The organism is Burkholderia pyrrocinia (genome assembly GCF_022809715.1).
Lineage (GTDB): Bacteria > Pseudomonadota > Gammaproteobacteria > Burkholderiales > Burkholderiaceae > Burkholderia > Burkholderia pyrrocinia_C.
The window spans coordinates 1,167,249-1,179,919 of the sequence record NZ_CP094459.1; the positions used below are offsets into that span (position 1 = coordinate 1,167,249).

Genomic DNA, 12,671 nt, shown 5'->3' on the forward strand with positions numbered 1-12,671 from the left:
GAGTCATCATGGCAAAAGACATTCTGCAGCCGGTTGCTCGCGCGGTTTCGTCGACCGTTACGTTTCTCGATACGCGGTTCCGTAGCCGCGTGATCGTGTTTCCGAGCGGCGATGTTTTGCACGTCCTTTCCGGCGAAGCGATCGCAAAAACTGCTGCGCATATCGAATACCTCGACGCGCACCCTGACTTCAAGCGGCTTGAGGAGCGCGGATGAGCCGGACCGGTGCGCTCGTCGGCATGGACCGATGGACGGGTGCGCCGATCAGTGGCATCGCGCACTTGAAGCAGAGTCTCGGCGACATCCTCAGCACGCGCAAGGGCACTCGCCGGGAATTGCCCGAATACGGTTCGGACCTTCCGTTGATGGTCGACCTTCCGATAACGCGCGGATGGATATCGGCGGCACAGGCCGAGGCCGCGCGGGCGATTGGCCGATGGGAGCCGCGAATCAAGCTCGCTCAGGTCAAGGTGCTGTCGGTCATCGACGGCAAGGCAACGTTCGCGATCCGTGGCGAATACGACGGCTCGGCCGTTGAAATCGAGGTTTCAACATGACGATCATTGATCTCGCTTCGCTCGATCCGCCCGATCTCGTCGAGGTGCTCGACTTCGAGGCGGCGTTCCAGATGAAGCTGGAGTATTTCAAATCGATCTATCCCGACTGGACGGCGGCGCTGAAGTCGGATCCTGTCGTCAAGCTGATCGAGCTGGCAGCGTATGACGAGATCCGCGCGGCAGTGCGCGTCAACGACGCGGCGCGTGCGGGGATGCTCGCGTTCTCTACAGGGGCGGACCTGGAGCATCTGGCTGCATTGCAGGACACAGAGCGGGCAGTTGTCGACCCCGGCGACCCGGAGGCTAATCCGCCAATCGAGCGGCGGATGGAATCGGACGACCGGCTGAAGCTGCGCACGCAGATGTCGATGGAGCGCGCGACGGTTGCGGGGCCATTCGCGGCATATCGCGCACTTGCGATGGATGCGTCGGCTGACGTCCTCGATGTTGCTGTCGACCGGCCTGAACCGGGCACGGTGCGGCTCACGATCATGTCCGCGCGCGGTGACGGTGTACCGGAGCAGGCATTGCTCGATCTGGTCCGCGCCAAGGTTTCGCCCGAGACGGTTCGCCCGCTCAACGACACGGTTCTGGTCGAGCCGGCGATCAAGATCGAATACGCGATCGATGCGCTGATCTATGTCGGCAGCGGCCCGGATCCGAACATTGTCCTCGACGCACGGCGAAAAGTACTCGACAACGTGGTAGCGAAGTCGCGACGGCTTCGTGCCGGAATGCCGCGATCCGCCATCGAGGGAGCGCTGCACGCGCCGGACAGCGGCGTCACGCGCATCGAATTGCGCTCGCCAGTCGTCGGCGTCGTGTGTGGCCCGCGCGAATTTGCGCATTGCACGAGCATCAATCTGGAGGTGAAGGCCGATGACGCGTGAGCCTCTTCTACCGTCAAACCAGACACCGCTCGAAGCGGCGCTCGCGCGCGTGATGCGACCGAGCGTTGATCCCGAGATACTGCGCACGTTGTGGGACGCGGATCGTTGCCCGACCGCATGGTTGCCATGGCTCGCATGGGCGCTCGCCGTCGACGGCTGGGAGCTAGCGGAATCCGAAGATGCTCGGCGAGCGCTGGTGAAGGGCTCGATGGCGCTGCACCGGAAGAAAGGAACGCCGTGGGCGGTGCGTGAGGTGATTCGGCGGCTCGGTTTTGGCGAGGTAACGATCATCGAGGGACGCAGCGGTCGTCGGCGCGATGGCTCGATCCTTCGTAACGGCGAGCAACTGCACGGCAAGGCGAGTGCGTGGGCAGAGTACATCGTGAAGCTCGGAGTGCCGATTACTCGCGATCAGGCGGACAAGCTCTGGCAGGCAATCGAGCGCTACGCACCAGCGCGCAGCAAGCTAGCCGTACTCGACTATTCAGCCGTTGCGATTCGACACAACGGTGTTGCACGTCGAAACGGGCAATACACGAGAGGGAGTATCACTACATGACGAATCTGATTGAGATCGAGCGATGGGAGGACGGCATCTATCAGCTCGAAACGTCGGACCCCGTTGTCGGCGGACCGGACGGAATCGACAACCTGCAGGCGAAGCAGCTCGCGAACCGCTCGCGCTATCTGAAGAGGGCGATCGAGTCGGGACAAAGTAACTTGGACGCTCACACTGCGGCAGTTGATCCGCATCCGCAGTATGCGACGCATGCTGATCTCGCGGAGAAGGTCGCCGCGCTGGTCGCCCAGTCACCCGAAACACTCGACACATTGAGTGAGCTGGCGAAGGCGCTTGGCAACGACCCGAACTTCGCGACGACGATAACTTCCGCGCTCGCACTGAAGGCACCGATCGATTCGCCGGTTCTGACTGGAGCGCCGAAGGGACCGACGCCGCCGCAGTTCGACAGCAGCACGCGACTGGCAACGATGGCTGCGTTACAGCGGGCGCTTGGTAGCGCTTCGAGCATGAAGACGGCCGGCGCTCCGGTAATTATGGACGTGACATATGCCGGGGCCGACGTTGTTCTGTACGGCAATTCCGGACCATTCACCCAGGTGCTTCCGGCTGTCAGCACGTATCCGTCCGGAGTCGGCATGCGGTTCTATAACGCATCCGCCTATCCAGTCACGATTCAGACGGCTGGAAACGACAAGTTTTCAGCTTTGGGGGGCTCGATAACGTCGATCGTGGTGGGAGCGGGGGACAACCTTTCCATCTCGGCCTACGGACCGGGTAATTGGGAAGTGATGGGCGGTTCGACCGGGTTGCAGTGGAGTTCGCTGTTCGGGGCGTCGCTTGCCCCAAACGGCTATCAGAAGCTGCCGAGCGGATTGATTATCCAGTGGGGAGGGATTGTCACCTCGTCCGCTGGGTATACGACGTGGACGTTTCCAATCGCATTTCCGTCGAGGCCATTTCACATTTGCGCGCAGGCACAGCTATCCAATAACACGCAGGTGGTAACCGGCGTCAATCTCGGTAGTTACACCCGATCCGGCGTTCCAGTGGCGTCGTTCGCCAACGGCACGTCTTACTCCGAGATTGCCCTGTCGATGCTCGCAATCGGCATATGAAGGAGCTTGACCTATGGGACAAAAATTCGCAGCCTTTGACGTTCAAGGCAACATCACAGCGTTTTACGACTTCATCGACAGCCCGCCCCCGGCGGATGCAAAAGTTGTCGAGATATCTGACGACGAATGGCGTGCTGCGGTTGAAGCGCCATCACATGGGAAACGCGCGACGCTCGACGAAATAATGCGGGTCGTTTTGGTCGATCCGCCCGCACCAACCCGAGCTGCAGTTGCGCTTGCCAAACGCATGGAGCGCGACGTGGCGCTGCACGCGACAGACTGGCTCGTCTCTCGACATCAAGACGAACAACTGCTTGGCGACGGAACGTCCCTCACGGCGGATCAATTTGCGGCGCTGCTGCGTTATCGGCAGTCGCTCCGGGAAGCCAGCGATCTTCCGGGCTGGCCGCACACTGATCTGCCACCTCCACCGCTGTTCGCGGCTGCCCAGCCCAAGGCGACGGCGTAACGCGACTTTCGATTCATCCCTATGTGAGGCCGCTCAAATTGAGCGGCCTTTCTATTTGTAGCTTTCTCGGAGATCTGAATGGCTGCTACTTCTTTCTATCACGGCGTGACGACCGTGTTGGTCGACACGGGGCCGCGCACGATCGCGGTGCCGTCGACGTCGGTTGTCGGAATCGCCGACACCTACACGCCGGGCGCGGACCTCGTCGCACCGAACGTGCCCGTGCGGATCACCAGCGAATACGATGCGGTTGCGGCATTCGGCGAGACCAGCGCGATCACGCGCGCGATTCAGGGCATCTACAAGCAGAGCAAGACGGTCATGGTAGCGGTCGGCGTCCCGGCCGATCAGACCGACGCCGAGCTGACGTCCGCGATCATCGGTGGCGTGTCGACCGGCGGTGCACGCACCGGCATGCAGGCGCTGCTCGACGGCAAATCGCTATTCGACCTGAAGCCGCGGTTGCTGATCGCGCCGGGACACACGTCGAAGCAGCCGGTCGCCACGGCGGCCGACTCGCTCGCCGCGAAGTTGCGCGCGATCGCGATCATCGACGGTCCGAACAAGACCGACGAGGACGCGATTGCATATGCGAAAAACTTCGGCAGCAAGCGTCTGTACATGGTCGACCCCGGTGTGCGGTATTGGGACACGGCGAAAAACGCCGACGTCGACGCACCGGCATCGTCGTACGCTGCGGGTCTCTTCTGCCAGACTGATGCGGCGATCGGCTTCTGGGCGTCGCCGTCGAACAAGGAGATCGTCGGGATCAGCGGCACGAAGCGGCCGATCGAATTCCTCGACGGCGACGAGACCTGCCGCGCGAACTTGCTGAACAACTCATTCATCACGACGATCATCCGCGACGGCGGTTATCGCCTGTGGGGGAACCGGACGCTGTCGGCTGATCAGAAGTGGTCGTTCGTGACACGCGTACGCACGCTCGACATCGTGATGGATGCGGTGCAGGCAGGCCACAAGTGGGCAGTCGATCGAGGCATTACCGCGACGTACGTCAAGGACGTCACCGAGGGGCTGCAGGCTTTCATGCGCGATCTGCGTGCGCAGGGGGCGATTATCAACTTCGAGGTGTATCCGGATCCGAAGCTCAATTCGGCGTCGCAGCTCGAACAGGGCAAGGTGTACTGGAACATCCGCTTCACGGACGTTCCGCCCGCAGAAAACCCGATCTTCCGCTTTGAAGTCACGAACGAGTGGTTGACGGAAGTTCTCGACACGCAATCGTAAGAGGTGACTCATGGTCCCGGAAACTCTCAACAACATGGCGCTGTACGTCGACGGGCGCGGCTTTGCCGGCCGGGCGCCGGAACTCAGTCCGCCGAAGCTGAAGATCAAGACGGAAGACTATCGCGCGGGTGGTATGGACGCACCGGTCAAGATCGATCAGGGCATGGAGGGGTTGCAGGCGGCGTTCTCGATGGGGAGTGTCGAGCGCGACGTGCTGAAATTCTTCGGCCTCGCTGATAACAACGCGTTCAATGCGACGTTTCGCGGCGCGTTCCGCGACACGCGCGGCAAGGTGAAGTCGGTCGCGCTCATCATGCGCGGGATGTTGTCCGAATACGATCCCGGTAGCTGGAAGCCGGGTTCGACGTCGGAGCTGAAGTACACAGCCGAGCTGACGTACTACAAGGCCGAAATCGACGGCTCGGTGATCTGTGAAATCGATGTGCTCAACATGATCCGGATCATCGACGGCGTTGACCAGCTCGCCGACGTGCGCAAGGCGCTCGGCATGTAAGCGCTGCGGCCGGCGGTAACGCCGGCAAAGTAACTTTCTCGATAGTTCGAGGGGCGGTCAGTGGACCGCCCTTTGTCAATTGTGAGGTGTTGAATGGAAACGATGAAGGTCAAGCTGAAGTACCCCGTGGCGTTCGACGGCGTTGTGCGCGACGAGCTGGTGATGCGGCGCCCGAAGGTGCGCGATATGCGCAGCGCGAGCAAGCAGGCGCAGGGCGACGACGAACTGCGCGAGATCGTGCTGTTTGCGGCGCTTGCCGGCGTGGCCCCCGATGACATCGAAGCAATGGACATGGTGGATTACGACACCATGCAGCGTGCGTACGAATCCTTTCGATCCGTTCGTCCGGCTTCCAATCGAGACGGTGAAGGCGCTGGCTCGGCGACTGATGAAGGAGTACGGAACGCAGCCGCAGTCGGTTGACGACATGACGATCGACGATTTGTTGTGGTGGCTGACTGATTGAGCGGAGACTGATATGGCACGCGATATTGCACTTGGCATCGTCATCGGCGGTGCGGTGTCGGCGACGCTTGGTAAGGCGTTTGCCGATACGAATTCGAAGATCACGGGATTGCGCAAAGCGGCGAGTGAACGCGGGATGTGGCAGCGGCAGATCGGCGAAACGATAAAACTGCAAGAGGAGTTTCGCCGGCTGCATCTTGCGGGTGACAGCGCGGCGGACGGGATCCGGCGCAAGCTGGACAACAACGTGCGTGCGCTGCGTGATGCCGGTTTCGAGGTGGATCGGCTCGACCGCGCGTATGCGCGGCTCGGCCGCACCGTGCGGGGGCTTGAGCTGAAGGCCGCCGGCCATGAGCGTCTGGCCGCCGGCCGCGAGGGTATGCGCAGTGCTGCCGGTGACGCAGTGAAGCTTGGCGCGGCCGTTGCGGTGCCGACCGCAGTGTCTGCGCAGTATCAGGCAATCATCCGGGATATCGCGATCAAGGCCGGTATCGCGCGCACCGAGCAGGAGCGCGCGATGTCCGAGCGCATCCGCCGCGACGCGCTGTCAAACGGCATGGGGCGTAACGAGCTGGCCGATGCCGTCAACCAGATGGTCGCGGCCGGGATGGACGTCGATCGTGCGATGAACTTCGGCCCGGCCGTCGCGAAATTCTCGGTGGGTCAGGGTGCGTCGAGCGTTGAGACCGCGCAGATGATTCAGGCGCTGCAGCAGAACGCGAACATCGCGGATCCCAAGGCGATGATGAAGGCGCTCGAGGCGATCGCGTATCTCGGCAAGGAGGGCTCGTTCGAGTCTGTCGACATGGCACGTTGGTTCCCGGTGCTGTTGGCGGAGATGAAGAAGATCGGCATCACGGGGCAGGACTCGGTGACGCAGCTCGGCGCGATGCTCCAGGTCCAGATGAAGACAGCCGGCAATGCCGACGAGGCGGCGAACAACCTGAAGAACTGGTTTTCGAAGATTGGTTCGGGCGAAACGGAGCGCAACTACAAGAAAGCCGGCGTCGACTACGAAGGCAAGATGAAGGAGGCGATCGGCAAGGGCTGGTCGACGCTTGAGGCGTCGTTTGTTCTCGCGCGGGCCTACATCGAACGTGTCGATCCGAAGAAGGCTGCGCAGCTTGCAGCAGTGGCGAAGCAGCTCAACAGCGAGCTGGATCCCGCCAAGCGTCAGGCGCAGATGCGGGCCTTCGAGGACACGATGAAGACCGGCGACCTGTTCAACGACATGCAGGTCAAAGCCGCGTTGACGGCCTACATGCAGAACGCCGATCTGTACCAGAAGCTGAAGCGCAACGCGGCGGGTGCGAATGGGGAGATCGACAAGGATCTCGCCGATCGGCGTGCAACGTCGAAGCAGATCTGGAGCGAAGTCGTCCAGCAGTGGGACGACGCGATGCGCAGCATCGGCGACGCGCTGCGGCCCGTGACGGATCTTGCCGGCAAGGTCGCGAAGCGGGCGGGCGAAACGGTGCAGCGCGCGTCGGACGCTGCACCCGGAGCGACGGCGGCGGTCGTCGGTGTCATTGGCACGGCCATTGCCGTTCGCGGCGCACGCGCTGCTTGGAACATTGGGCGCGGGGTGTTCGACATCTTGCGCGGTGGCTGGATGGCACGACGCGGGGGCGGGGCCGCAGCGGGTGGTGGCGCAGGTGGCGGGCGGCTCGGCAAGGCCCTCGACGCATTGAGCGGTGCGGCCGGGGGCGTGCAGCGCGTGTTCGTCGTGAACCTTCCGGGCGGGGGGCTCGGTGGCGGCATCGGTGGGGCAGCAGGTGACCTGCTTGGTGACCTGGCCGGCGGTGGCTCGGGCGGTGGTCGCGTGCCGCGCGGACGTCTCGGGCGTGTCATCGGCGCGTTCCGTGCAGTCGCCGGTCGTATCGCACCGTACGCGGGGAAATTAGCCGTTGCCGGTAGTGTCCTGAAGATCGCATTCGCGGCCAAGGATGCGTATGCGGTAGCACGCAGCGATCAGCCGTCCGCGCGCAAGGCGGAAGGGTACGCAAGCATCGGTGGCTCGCTCGCAGGGGGGATCGTCGGGGCGAAGCTCGGGGCAGGTATCGGGGCGCTCGGCGGGCCGATTGGCGTGGCGGTTGGTGGTGTTCTCGGCGGTGCGATCGGTACGTTCGCCGGTGGAAAGTTACTTGGGGCGATGGCACGGTGGGCGACGGGTTCGAAGGACGGCGACAGCGACGCGGCGAAGGCGGCCGCGAAGGTGGCGGCCGGCCCGGACTCGCCGCAGTCGCGACCGTTCAAGGTCGAGCAGCAAAACTCGTTTGCCCCGGTGTTCCACATCAAGGTCGAGGGCGGCACGGACGCGGAGATCGCGGACAAGCTGCTCGCGCGCATCAATCCGCTGATTCAGCGAACGATGACCGAGTCGATGGACAAGAGCAACCGGTCGGCGATGTTCGACGCACCGCATCTGTAAGGGGTAGTGGATGGACTTCATTTCGAGTGTGACGCAGGCGGCAATGCACGCGAGCATCGCGTCCGAACGCGTTCGGCACGTGGTGCGCGTGTTCGATCGGAACCGGAGCGCGAGTCAGAACACGGTCGACACGTTGACGAAGCTGGCGACGGGGAATCTCACGTCGGCCGCCGACATACTGCGCGGGGCGACGAGCCTGCTGTCGGTGGCGGGCGATCTGAGTCCGCAGATTGGCACGGTGATGCGCAGCTTCTCGGCAACCGGTGCGGCCGTGAGCGGTGTGCTGAAGATGGTCGGTGGCGTCAATCATCCGGTGATCCAGTCCGCCGCGCAGTCGGTCATGGGCGCGTTGGGAGACGCGAAAACGCAGTTCACGGCGCTGGTCGGCGAACAGACGATGGGTGCGTTGCAGTCGTTCGCGCAGACGACGGGCCTCAGTTCGGTTTTCTCCGGCCTGTTCGATAGCGCGACGTCGTCTACCCCTCATCTGCTGACGCTGTCGACGGATGACGGGGACGCGTTCCACTTCGGACTGTCGACGGCGGCCTACGACAAGCTGCGGCGTTCGACGCGCTTCAAGATTGCGTCGCAGGAGCGCTTGAATCGCGAAGAGGCGCAGCAGCCGGTGAGTCAAGGCGGCGACACGATCACGCTGTCGGGCGTCGTGTTCCCGTCGCTCGGTGCCGGGTTCCGCCAGTTGGAGACGCTGCGCGCGATCGGCGCGAAGTTGAAGCCGGTCCAGCTGACGGCCGGCACGGGCGATGTGCTCGGGCGCTGGTATCTGCACAGCGTCGACGAAGAGCAGGAGGCGCTGATGTCGGACGGTGCGCCCCGTAAGCAAACCTACAGCCTGGAGTTTGGCCGCTATGGCGAAGATTTTGCGAACCTCTGACGGGGACATCCTCGACACGCTCTGCTACGCCCATTACGGGATGTTGAAGGGCACCGTCGAGGCCGTGTACGAAGCGAATCCCGGCCTCGCGCGCGAGCCGCAGCCGTTCAGGTCGGGCGTCTTGATCACGATGCCGGATCTCGACATGCCGCGCGACGAACCGATTCAACTCTGGTCGTGACGGAGGGACGATGCGGGCAATTTTCCAAGTTGTCGCGAACGGCGACGACATCACGCGTGTGATTCAGGACCGCGTGCTGCGGATCCAGACAACCGACAAACCGGGCCTTGAGGCCGACGAATGCGAGATCGAGCTGGACGACCGGGATGGCAAGGTCCGATTTCCGCCGAAGGGCGCGACGTTGAAGATCTCGCTCGGATGGGAAGGGCAGGGGCTGTCGATGCTCGGCGAGTATGCCGTCGACGAGATCGTGCTGCGCGGTCCGCCGGCGACGATCATCATCCGCGGCCGGCCGGCCAACATGCGGGCGACATCGAAGACGCAGCGCAACGGTAGTTGGACGAACGTGAAGCTGGCCGACATCGTCGGCGACGTCGCGCGGCGCAACAAATGGGTTGCCGCGTGCTCGGTCGACGCGGCGATTCCGCGCGCGGATCAGTTCGGCGAGAGTGACCTGCACTTCATCACGCGAATCGCGCGGCAGTACGGCGCAACTGCGACGGTGAAGGCGGGCAAGCTGATCGTCGGGCCGATAGGCGGCGGCAGGAGCGCAAGCGGCAAGCCGCTGCCGGCCATCACGTTGACGCCCAACGATCTGACGGACTACGAGATCTCGTTTCCTGATCGTGCCAGCTTCGTTGCCGTACGGACGAAGGTGCACGACAAGAAAACGGGGAAGAAGATCGACCTGACGATCCCGAACCCGGACGCACCGCCGGGCGCCGCCGCTGTACATACCGAGCGCCATGCGTTCGCCAGTCCGGAGGCCGCGAAGGCTGGTGCGAAGTCGCGTCTCGAGAAGCTGAACCGGCACACCGCGCGCAGCGTGCTGCGCATGAAGGGGCGCACGGACATATCGGCCGAGAAGACCGTGAAGCTATCTGGATTCAAGCAGGAGGCGGACGGCGATTTTCTGGTCGATTCTGTACGACACACATATGCCGGTAATGGATGGGACACGTCGGTCGAGCTGAACGCCGGCAACAAGGGCAAGGCGAAGGTCGGCCATCGCAAGAAGCCGACGAAGAAAGTCGACCTGATCGTACCGTCGCCGCCAAAGTAACACGCGTACATCAATTTCTGGCAGCCGCCTCGAGGCAACTCGGGCGGCTTTTTATTTTTGTATGGGGGTGGAATGCAGGACCACGAGAAAACCATTTTGGAGCTGATCGTCATGGGCGGATTGATCGGCATCGCGAAGGTGTTGGTCGGCGGGGAGCAATTGACGCTTCGGCTCGTCGCCGGCCGTGCCGTGTTGGGGTCGGCTACGTCGATGGTGGCCGGGCTCGCGCTGCTGCAGATTCCGGATCTGCCGCCGCTCGCGCTGCTCGGCCTTGGGAGCGCGCTCGGCATTGTGGGGTCGCAGTACCTCGAAGTGCTGCTGCGCCGGAATGCAAAGCGCTTGTTCGGGGAGAAGTGAAGATGGCGCGTATCAGTGTTGCCGCCGCAGGCGGAAAGAACCGGGTCGCGTTTCTCGACACCATCGCGGTAAGTGAGATCGGCTCGGCGCTGCTGGCTAAGTCGGACGACGGTTACAACGTGCTGGTCGGGGCGACGGCATTGCGGCCGCTGCTGTTCGCAAGCTATGCCGCGCATCCGAACGTGCTCAACCGACAGATCCGCGTTCCGTCGACGGCAGCCGGCCGCTACCAGATCCTCACGCGCTGGTGGCGGATCTATCAGGCGCAGATGAAGCTGCCGGATTTCGGGCCGGTGTCGCAGGATCGGTACGCGTTGCAGCAGCTGCGCGAGCACGGCGCATTGCTGTTGATCGATGCCGGGCGGTTTCGCGAAGCCATCGCGAAGGTGTCGAACGTGTGGGCCAGTCTGCCGGGGGCCGGGTATGGCCAGCATGAGAACGACATCGAGCATTTGCTGGCCGCGTATCGTGCGGCCGGCGGGGAGACGGTCGCATGACATGGATCGATCCGCGTATCTGGCTGCTCGTCGTTGCCGGGGTTATTGCCGGCTCGGCCTGCGGGTATTTCAAGGGGCACCATGACGCTGACCAGTCCGCGAAAGTCGCGGATCAGGCACGGCAGATCGATGACCTGAAGACCGAGCGTAACGAAATTCGCCGCCGGTTGGCGGCACAACTGGAGATCGCAACCGATGCTGCGAAAGAACGTGATCAGGCACGCGCTGATGCTGCTGTTGCCGATGGTGCTGCTGATGGGCTGCGCAAGCAGGTCGTCGCGCTTGTTGCCGACGTCCGGCGTGCCGGCACTTCGGCCGGAAGCTCGGCAACCGGCGACGCCCTCGATCTGCTCGCCGACCTGCTCGGCCGGACTGACGAAGCTGCGGGAGAGTTGGCGCGAATCGCTGACGAACGCGGCATCGCCGGCCGACAGTGCGAGCGCAGTTACGACGCGTTGATCGGCGACGTGCAATTCAATCGGCCGCATTAATGCGGCATCGAAGCCGAGCGGCTTCGAGAGAAACAGGGCGACCGAGGGGCGTGCGGGAACACGCTCCCCGGTCGCCTTTCCACTGTGCGTGCCAGTGAATCGGCCAAGGCCCTGCTACCTACCGGTAGGCGGGCCGGATTCTACACCAAGTTTAAAAACGGCTTTCACAATGGCAAATCCCATCATTCCTTGGATCGGCGGCAAGCGCCGTCTTGCAGATCACATCATCCCGCGCTTTCCGGCACACGACTGCTATGTCGAGGTGTTCGCTGGCGGGGCAGCGCTGTATTTCCTTCGTCCGCCGGCAAAGGTCGAGGTGGTCAACGACGTCAACGGCGAGTTGATCAACCTATACCGCGTCGTGCAGCATCACCTGGAGGAGTTCGTGCGTCAGTTCAAATGGGCACTGACGAGCCGGCAGGTGTTCGAATGGCTGAAGCAGACGCTCCCGGAAACCCTCACCGATATCCAGCGGGCGGCCCGTTTCTACTACCTGCAGAAAAGTTGCTTTGGGGCGAAGCTCGAAGGACAGACGTTCGGAACGGCGACGACGACGCCACCGGGCCTGAACCTGCTGCGGATCGAGGAGGAACTGTCAGCGGCGCACCTGCGGCTTGCGAATACATTCGTAGAGCGGCTGGATTGGGCTGCGTGCATTGATCGATACGATCGGGCGCACACGCTGTTTTATCTGGACCCGCCGTACTACGAGACGGAGGGCTATGGCGTGGCATTTCCGTTTGGGGAATACGAAAAGATGGCGCAGCGCCTTCGATCGTTGAAGGGCCGGGCGATCGTCAGCCTGAATGATCATCCGGATATTCGGCGTGCATTCGACGGGTTCCACATCGAGACCGTGCCGATTCAATATACGGTAGGTGGGGGGAAAGGTGTCGAGCGCAACGAACTGATCATCTTCAGTTGGGATGACGCTGCGCAGCCGGCAGGGTTGTTCTAACAGGATGTCGCCGGCGCGGTC

17 protein-coding genes are annotated in these 12,671 nt (G+C 62.9%); all 17 read left to right on the forward strand.

Features of this window, described 5'->3' with window-relative positions:
• The first annotated feature begins 8 nt into the window (after positions 1 to 8).
• The 17 genes from MRS60_RS05560 (at position 9) to MRS60_RS05640 (ending at position 12,650) form a co-directional block, all read left to right on the forward strand.
• Positions 9 to 215: a hypothetical protein gene (locus tag MRS60_RS05560; protein WP_243565343.1), complete on the forward strand. Its 207-nt coding sequence runs from the start codon at positions 9 to 11 to the stop codon at positions 213 to 215.
• A complete protein-coding gene (locus MRS60_RS05565) occupies positions 212 to 556 on the forward strand; it encodes a GPW/gp25 family protein (RefSeq protein WP_243565344.1) in 345 nt (114 codons plus the stop codon). The genes MRS60_RS05560 and MRS60_RS05565 overlap by 4 nt, the downstream gene beginning before the upstream one ends.
• On the forward strand, positions 553 to 1,446 hold the full coding sequence (locus MRS60_RS05570) for a baseplate assembly protein (RefSeq protein WP_243565345.1): 894 nt from the start codon (positions 553 to 555) through the stop codon (positions 1,444 to 1,446). Before MRS60_RS05565 ends, MRS60_RS05570 begins: the two co-directional genes overlap by 4 nt.
• On the forward strand, positions 1,436 to 2,005 hold the full coding sequence (locus MRS60_RS05575) for a phage tail protein I (protein ID WP_243565346.1): 570 nt from the start codon (positions 1,436 to 1,438) through the stop codon (positions 2,003 to 2,005). The genes MRS60_RS05570 and MRS60_RS05575 overlap by 11 nt, the downstream gene beginning before the upstream one ends.
• A complete protein-coding gene (locus MRS60_RS05580; protein WP_243565347.1) occupies positions 2,002 to 3,084 on the forward strand; it encodes a gp53-like domain-containing protein in 1,083 nt (360 codons plus the stop codon). Before MRS60_RS05575 ends, MRS60_RS05580 begins: the two co-directional genes overlap by 4 nt.
• A gap of 13 nt (positions 3,085 to 3,097) precedes the next feature.
• Positions 3,098 to 3,553: a phage tail assembly chaperone gene (locus MRS60_RS05585; RefSeq protein WP_243565348.1), complete on the forward strand. Its 456-nt coding sequence runs from the start codon at positions 3,098 to 3,100 to the stop codon at positions 3,551 to 3,553.
• Positions 3,554 to 3,631: 78 nt separating this feature from the next.
• A complete protein-coding gene (locus tag MRS60_RS05590; RefSeq protein ID WP_243565349.1) occupies positions 3,632 to 4,801 on the forward strand; it encodes a phage tail sheath subtilisin-like domain-containing protein in 1,170 nt (389 codons plus the stop codon).
• A gap of 10 nt (positions 4,802 to 4,811) precedes the next feature.
• A complete protein-coding gene (locus MRS60_RS05595; RefSeq protein WP_198107970.1) occupies positions 4,812 to 5,315 on the forward strand; it encodes a phage major tail tube protein in 504 nt (167 codons plus the stop codon).
• A 93-nt stretch (positions 5,316 to 5,408) separates the two neighbouring features.
• Positions 5,409 to 5,738, forward strand: a complete 330-nt coding sequence (locus tag MRS60_RS05600; RefSeq protein ID WP_243565350.1) for a phage tail assembly protein — start codon at positions 5,409 to 5,411, stop codon at positions 5,736 to 5,738.
• Between the two features lie 55 nt (positions 5,739 to 5,793).
• Positions 5,794 to 8,211 (forward strand): phage tail tape measure protein, encoded by a 2,418-nt coding sequence (locus MRS60_RS05605; protein WP_243565351.1) that lies wholly within the window; start codon positions 5,794 to 5,796, stop codon positions 8,209 to 8,211.
• 10 nt (positions 8,212 to 8,221) lie between these two features.
• The gene (locus tag MRS60_RS05610) at positions 8,222 to 9,103 is read left to right on the forward strand and encodes a phage tail protein (RefSeq protein WP_243565352.1); all 882 of its coding nucleotides are present in this window, start codon (positions 8,222 to 8,224) and stop codon (positions 9,101 to 9,103) included.
• Positions 9,078 to 9,284, forward strand: coding sequence for a tail protein X (locus tag MRS60_RS05615; RefSeq protein ID WP_131945585.1), 207 nt, complete (start codon positions 9,078 to 9,080; stop codon positions 9,282 to 9,284). The genes MRS60_RS05610 and MRS60_RS05615 overlap by 26 nt, the downstream gene beginning before the upstream one ends.
• 10 nt (positions 9,285 to 9,294) lie before the next feature.
• On the forward strand, positions 9,295 to 10,347 hold the full coding sequence (locus MRS60_RS05620) for a phage late control D family protein (protein ID WP_243565353.1): 1,053 nt from the start codon (positions 9,295 to 9,297) through the stop codon (positions 10,345 to 10,347).
• A 72-nt stretch (positions 10,348 to 10,419) separates the two neighbouring features.
• A complete protein-coding gene (locus MRS60_RS05625; protein ID WP_243565354.1) occupies positions 10,420 to 10,704 on the forward strand; it encodes a phage holin family protein in 285 nt (94 codons plus the stop codon).
• A gap of 2 nt (positions 10,705 to 10,706) precedes the next feature.
• On the forward strand, positions 10,707 to 11,201 hold the full coding sequence (locus MRS60_RS05630; RefSeq protein ID WP_243565355.1) for a glycoside hydrolase family 24 protein: 495 nt from the start codon (positions 10,707 to 10,709) through the stop codon (positions 11,199 to 11,201).
• Positions 11,198 to 11,692, forward strand: coding sequence for a DUF2514 family protein (locus tag MRS60_RS05635; RefSeq protein ID WP_243565356.1), 495 nt, complete (start codon positions 11,198 to 11,200; stop codon positions 11,690 to 11,692). The genes MRS60_RS05630 and MRS60_RS05635 overlap by 4 nt, the downstream gene beginning before the upstream one ends.
• Positions 11,693 to 11,861: 169 nt before the next feature.
• Positions 11,862 to 12,650, forward strand: a complete 789-nt coding sequence (locus tag MRS60_RS05640) for a DNA adenine methylase (protein ID WP_131948528.1) — start codon at positions 11,862 to 11,864, stop codon at positions 12,648 to 12,650.
• The last annotated feature ends 21 nt before the right edge of the window (positions 12,651 to 12,671 follow it).

Bases quoted from the DNA above. Each gene is read 5' to 3' on its own strand.
- MRS60_RS05560 (WP_243565343.1), top strand. From the start codon at position 9: ATGGCAAAAGACATTCTGCAGCCGGTTGCTCGCGCGGTTTCGTCGACC.
- MRS60_RS05565 (WP_243565344.1), top strand. From the start codon at position 212: ATGAGCCGGACCGGTGCGCTCGTCGGCATGGACCGATGGACGGGTGCG.
- MRS60_RS05570 (WP_243565345.1), top strand. From the start codon at position 553: ATGACGATCATTGATCTCGCTTCGCTCGATCCGCCCGATCTCGTCGAG.
- MRS60_RS05575 (WP_243565346.1), top strand. From the start codon at position 1,436: ATGACGCGTGAGCCTCTTCTACCGTCAAACCAGACACCGCTCGAAGCG.
- MRS60_RS05580 (WP_243565347.1), top strand. From the start codon at position 2,002: ATGACGAATCTGATTGAGATCGAGCGATGGGAGGACGGCATCTATCAG.
- MRS60_RS05585 (WP_243565348.1), top strand. From the start codon at position 3,098: ATGGGACAAAAATTCGCAGCCTTTGACGTTCAAGGCAACATCACAGCG.
- MRS60_RS05590 (WP_243565349.1), top strand. From the start codon at position 3,632: ATGGCTGCTACTTCTTTCTATCACGGCGTGACGACCGTGTTGGTCGAC.
- MRS60_RS05595 (WP_198107970.1), top strand. From the start codon at position 4,812: ATGGTCCCGGAAACTCTCAACAACATGGCGCTGTACGTCGACGGGCGC.
- MRS60_RS05600 (WP_243565350.1), top strand. From the start codon at position 5,409: ATGGAAACGATGAAGGTCAAGCTGAAGTACCCCGTGGCGTTCGACGGC.
- MRS60_RS05605 (WP_243565351.1), top strand. From the start codon at position 5,794: ATGGCACGCGATATTGCACTTGGCATCGTCATCGGCGGTGCGGTGTCG.
- MRS60_RS05610 (WP_243565352.1), top strand. From the start codon at position 8,222: ATGGACTTCATTTCGAGTGTGACGCAGGCGGCAATGCACGCGAGCATC.
- MRS60_RS05615 (WP_131945585.1), top strand. From the start codon at position 9,078: ATGGCGAAGATTTTGCGAACCTCTGACGGGGACATCCTCGACACGCTC.
- MRS60_RS05620 (WP_243565353.1), top strand. From the start codon at position 9,295: ATGCGGGCAATTTTCCAAGTTGTCGCGAACGGCGACGACATCACGCGT.
- MRS60_RS05625 (WP_243565354.1), top strand. From the start codon at position 10,420: ATGCAGGACCACGAGAAAACCATTTTGGAGCTGATCGTCATGGGCGGA.
- MRS60_RS05630 (WP_243565355.1), top strand. From the start codon at position 10,707: ATGGCGCGTATCAGTGTTGCCGCCGCAGGCGGAAAGAACCGGGTCGCG.
- MRS60_RS05635 (WP_243565356.1), top strand. From the start codon at position 11,198: ATGACATGGATCGATCCGCGTATCTGGCTGCTCGTCGTTGCCGGGGTT.
- MRS60_RS05640 (WP_131948528.1), top strand. From the start codon at position 11,862: ATGGCAAATCCCATCATTCCTTGGATCGGCGGCAAGCGCCGTCTTGCA.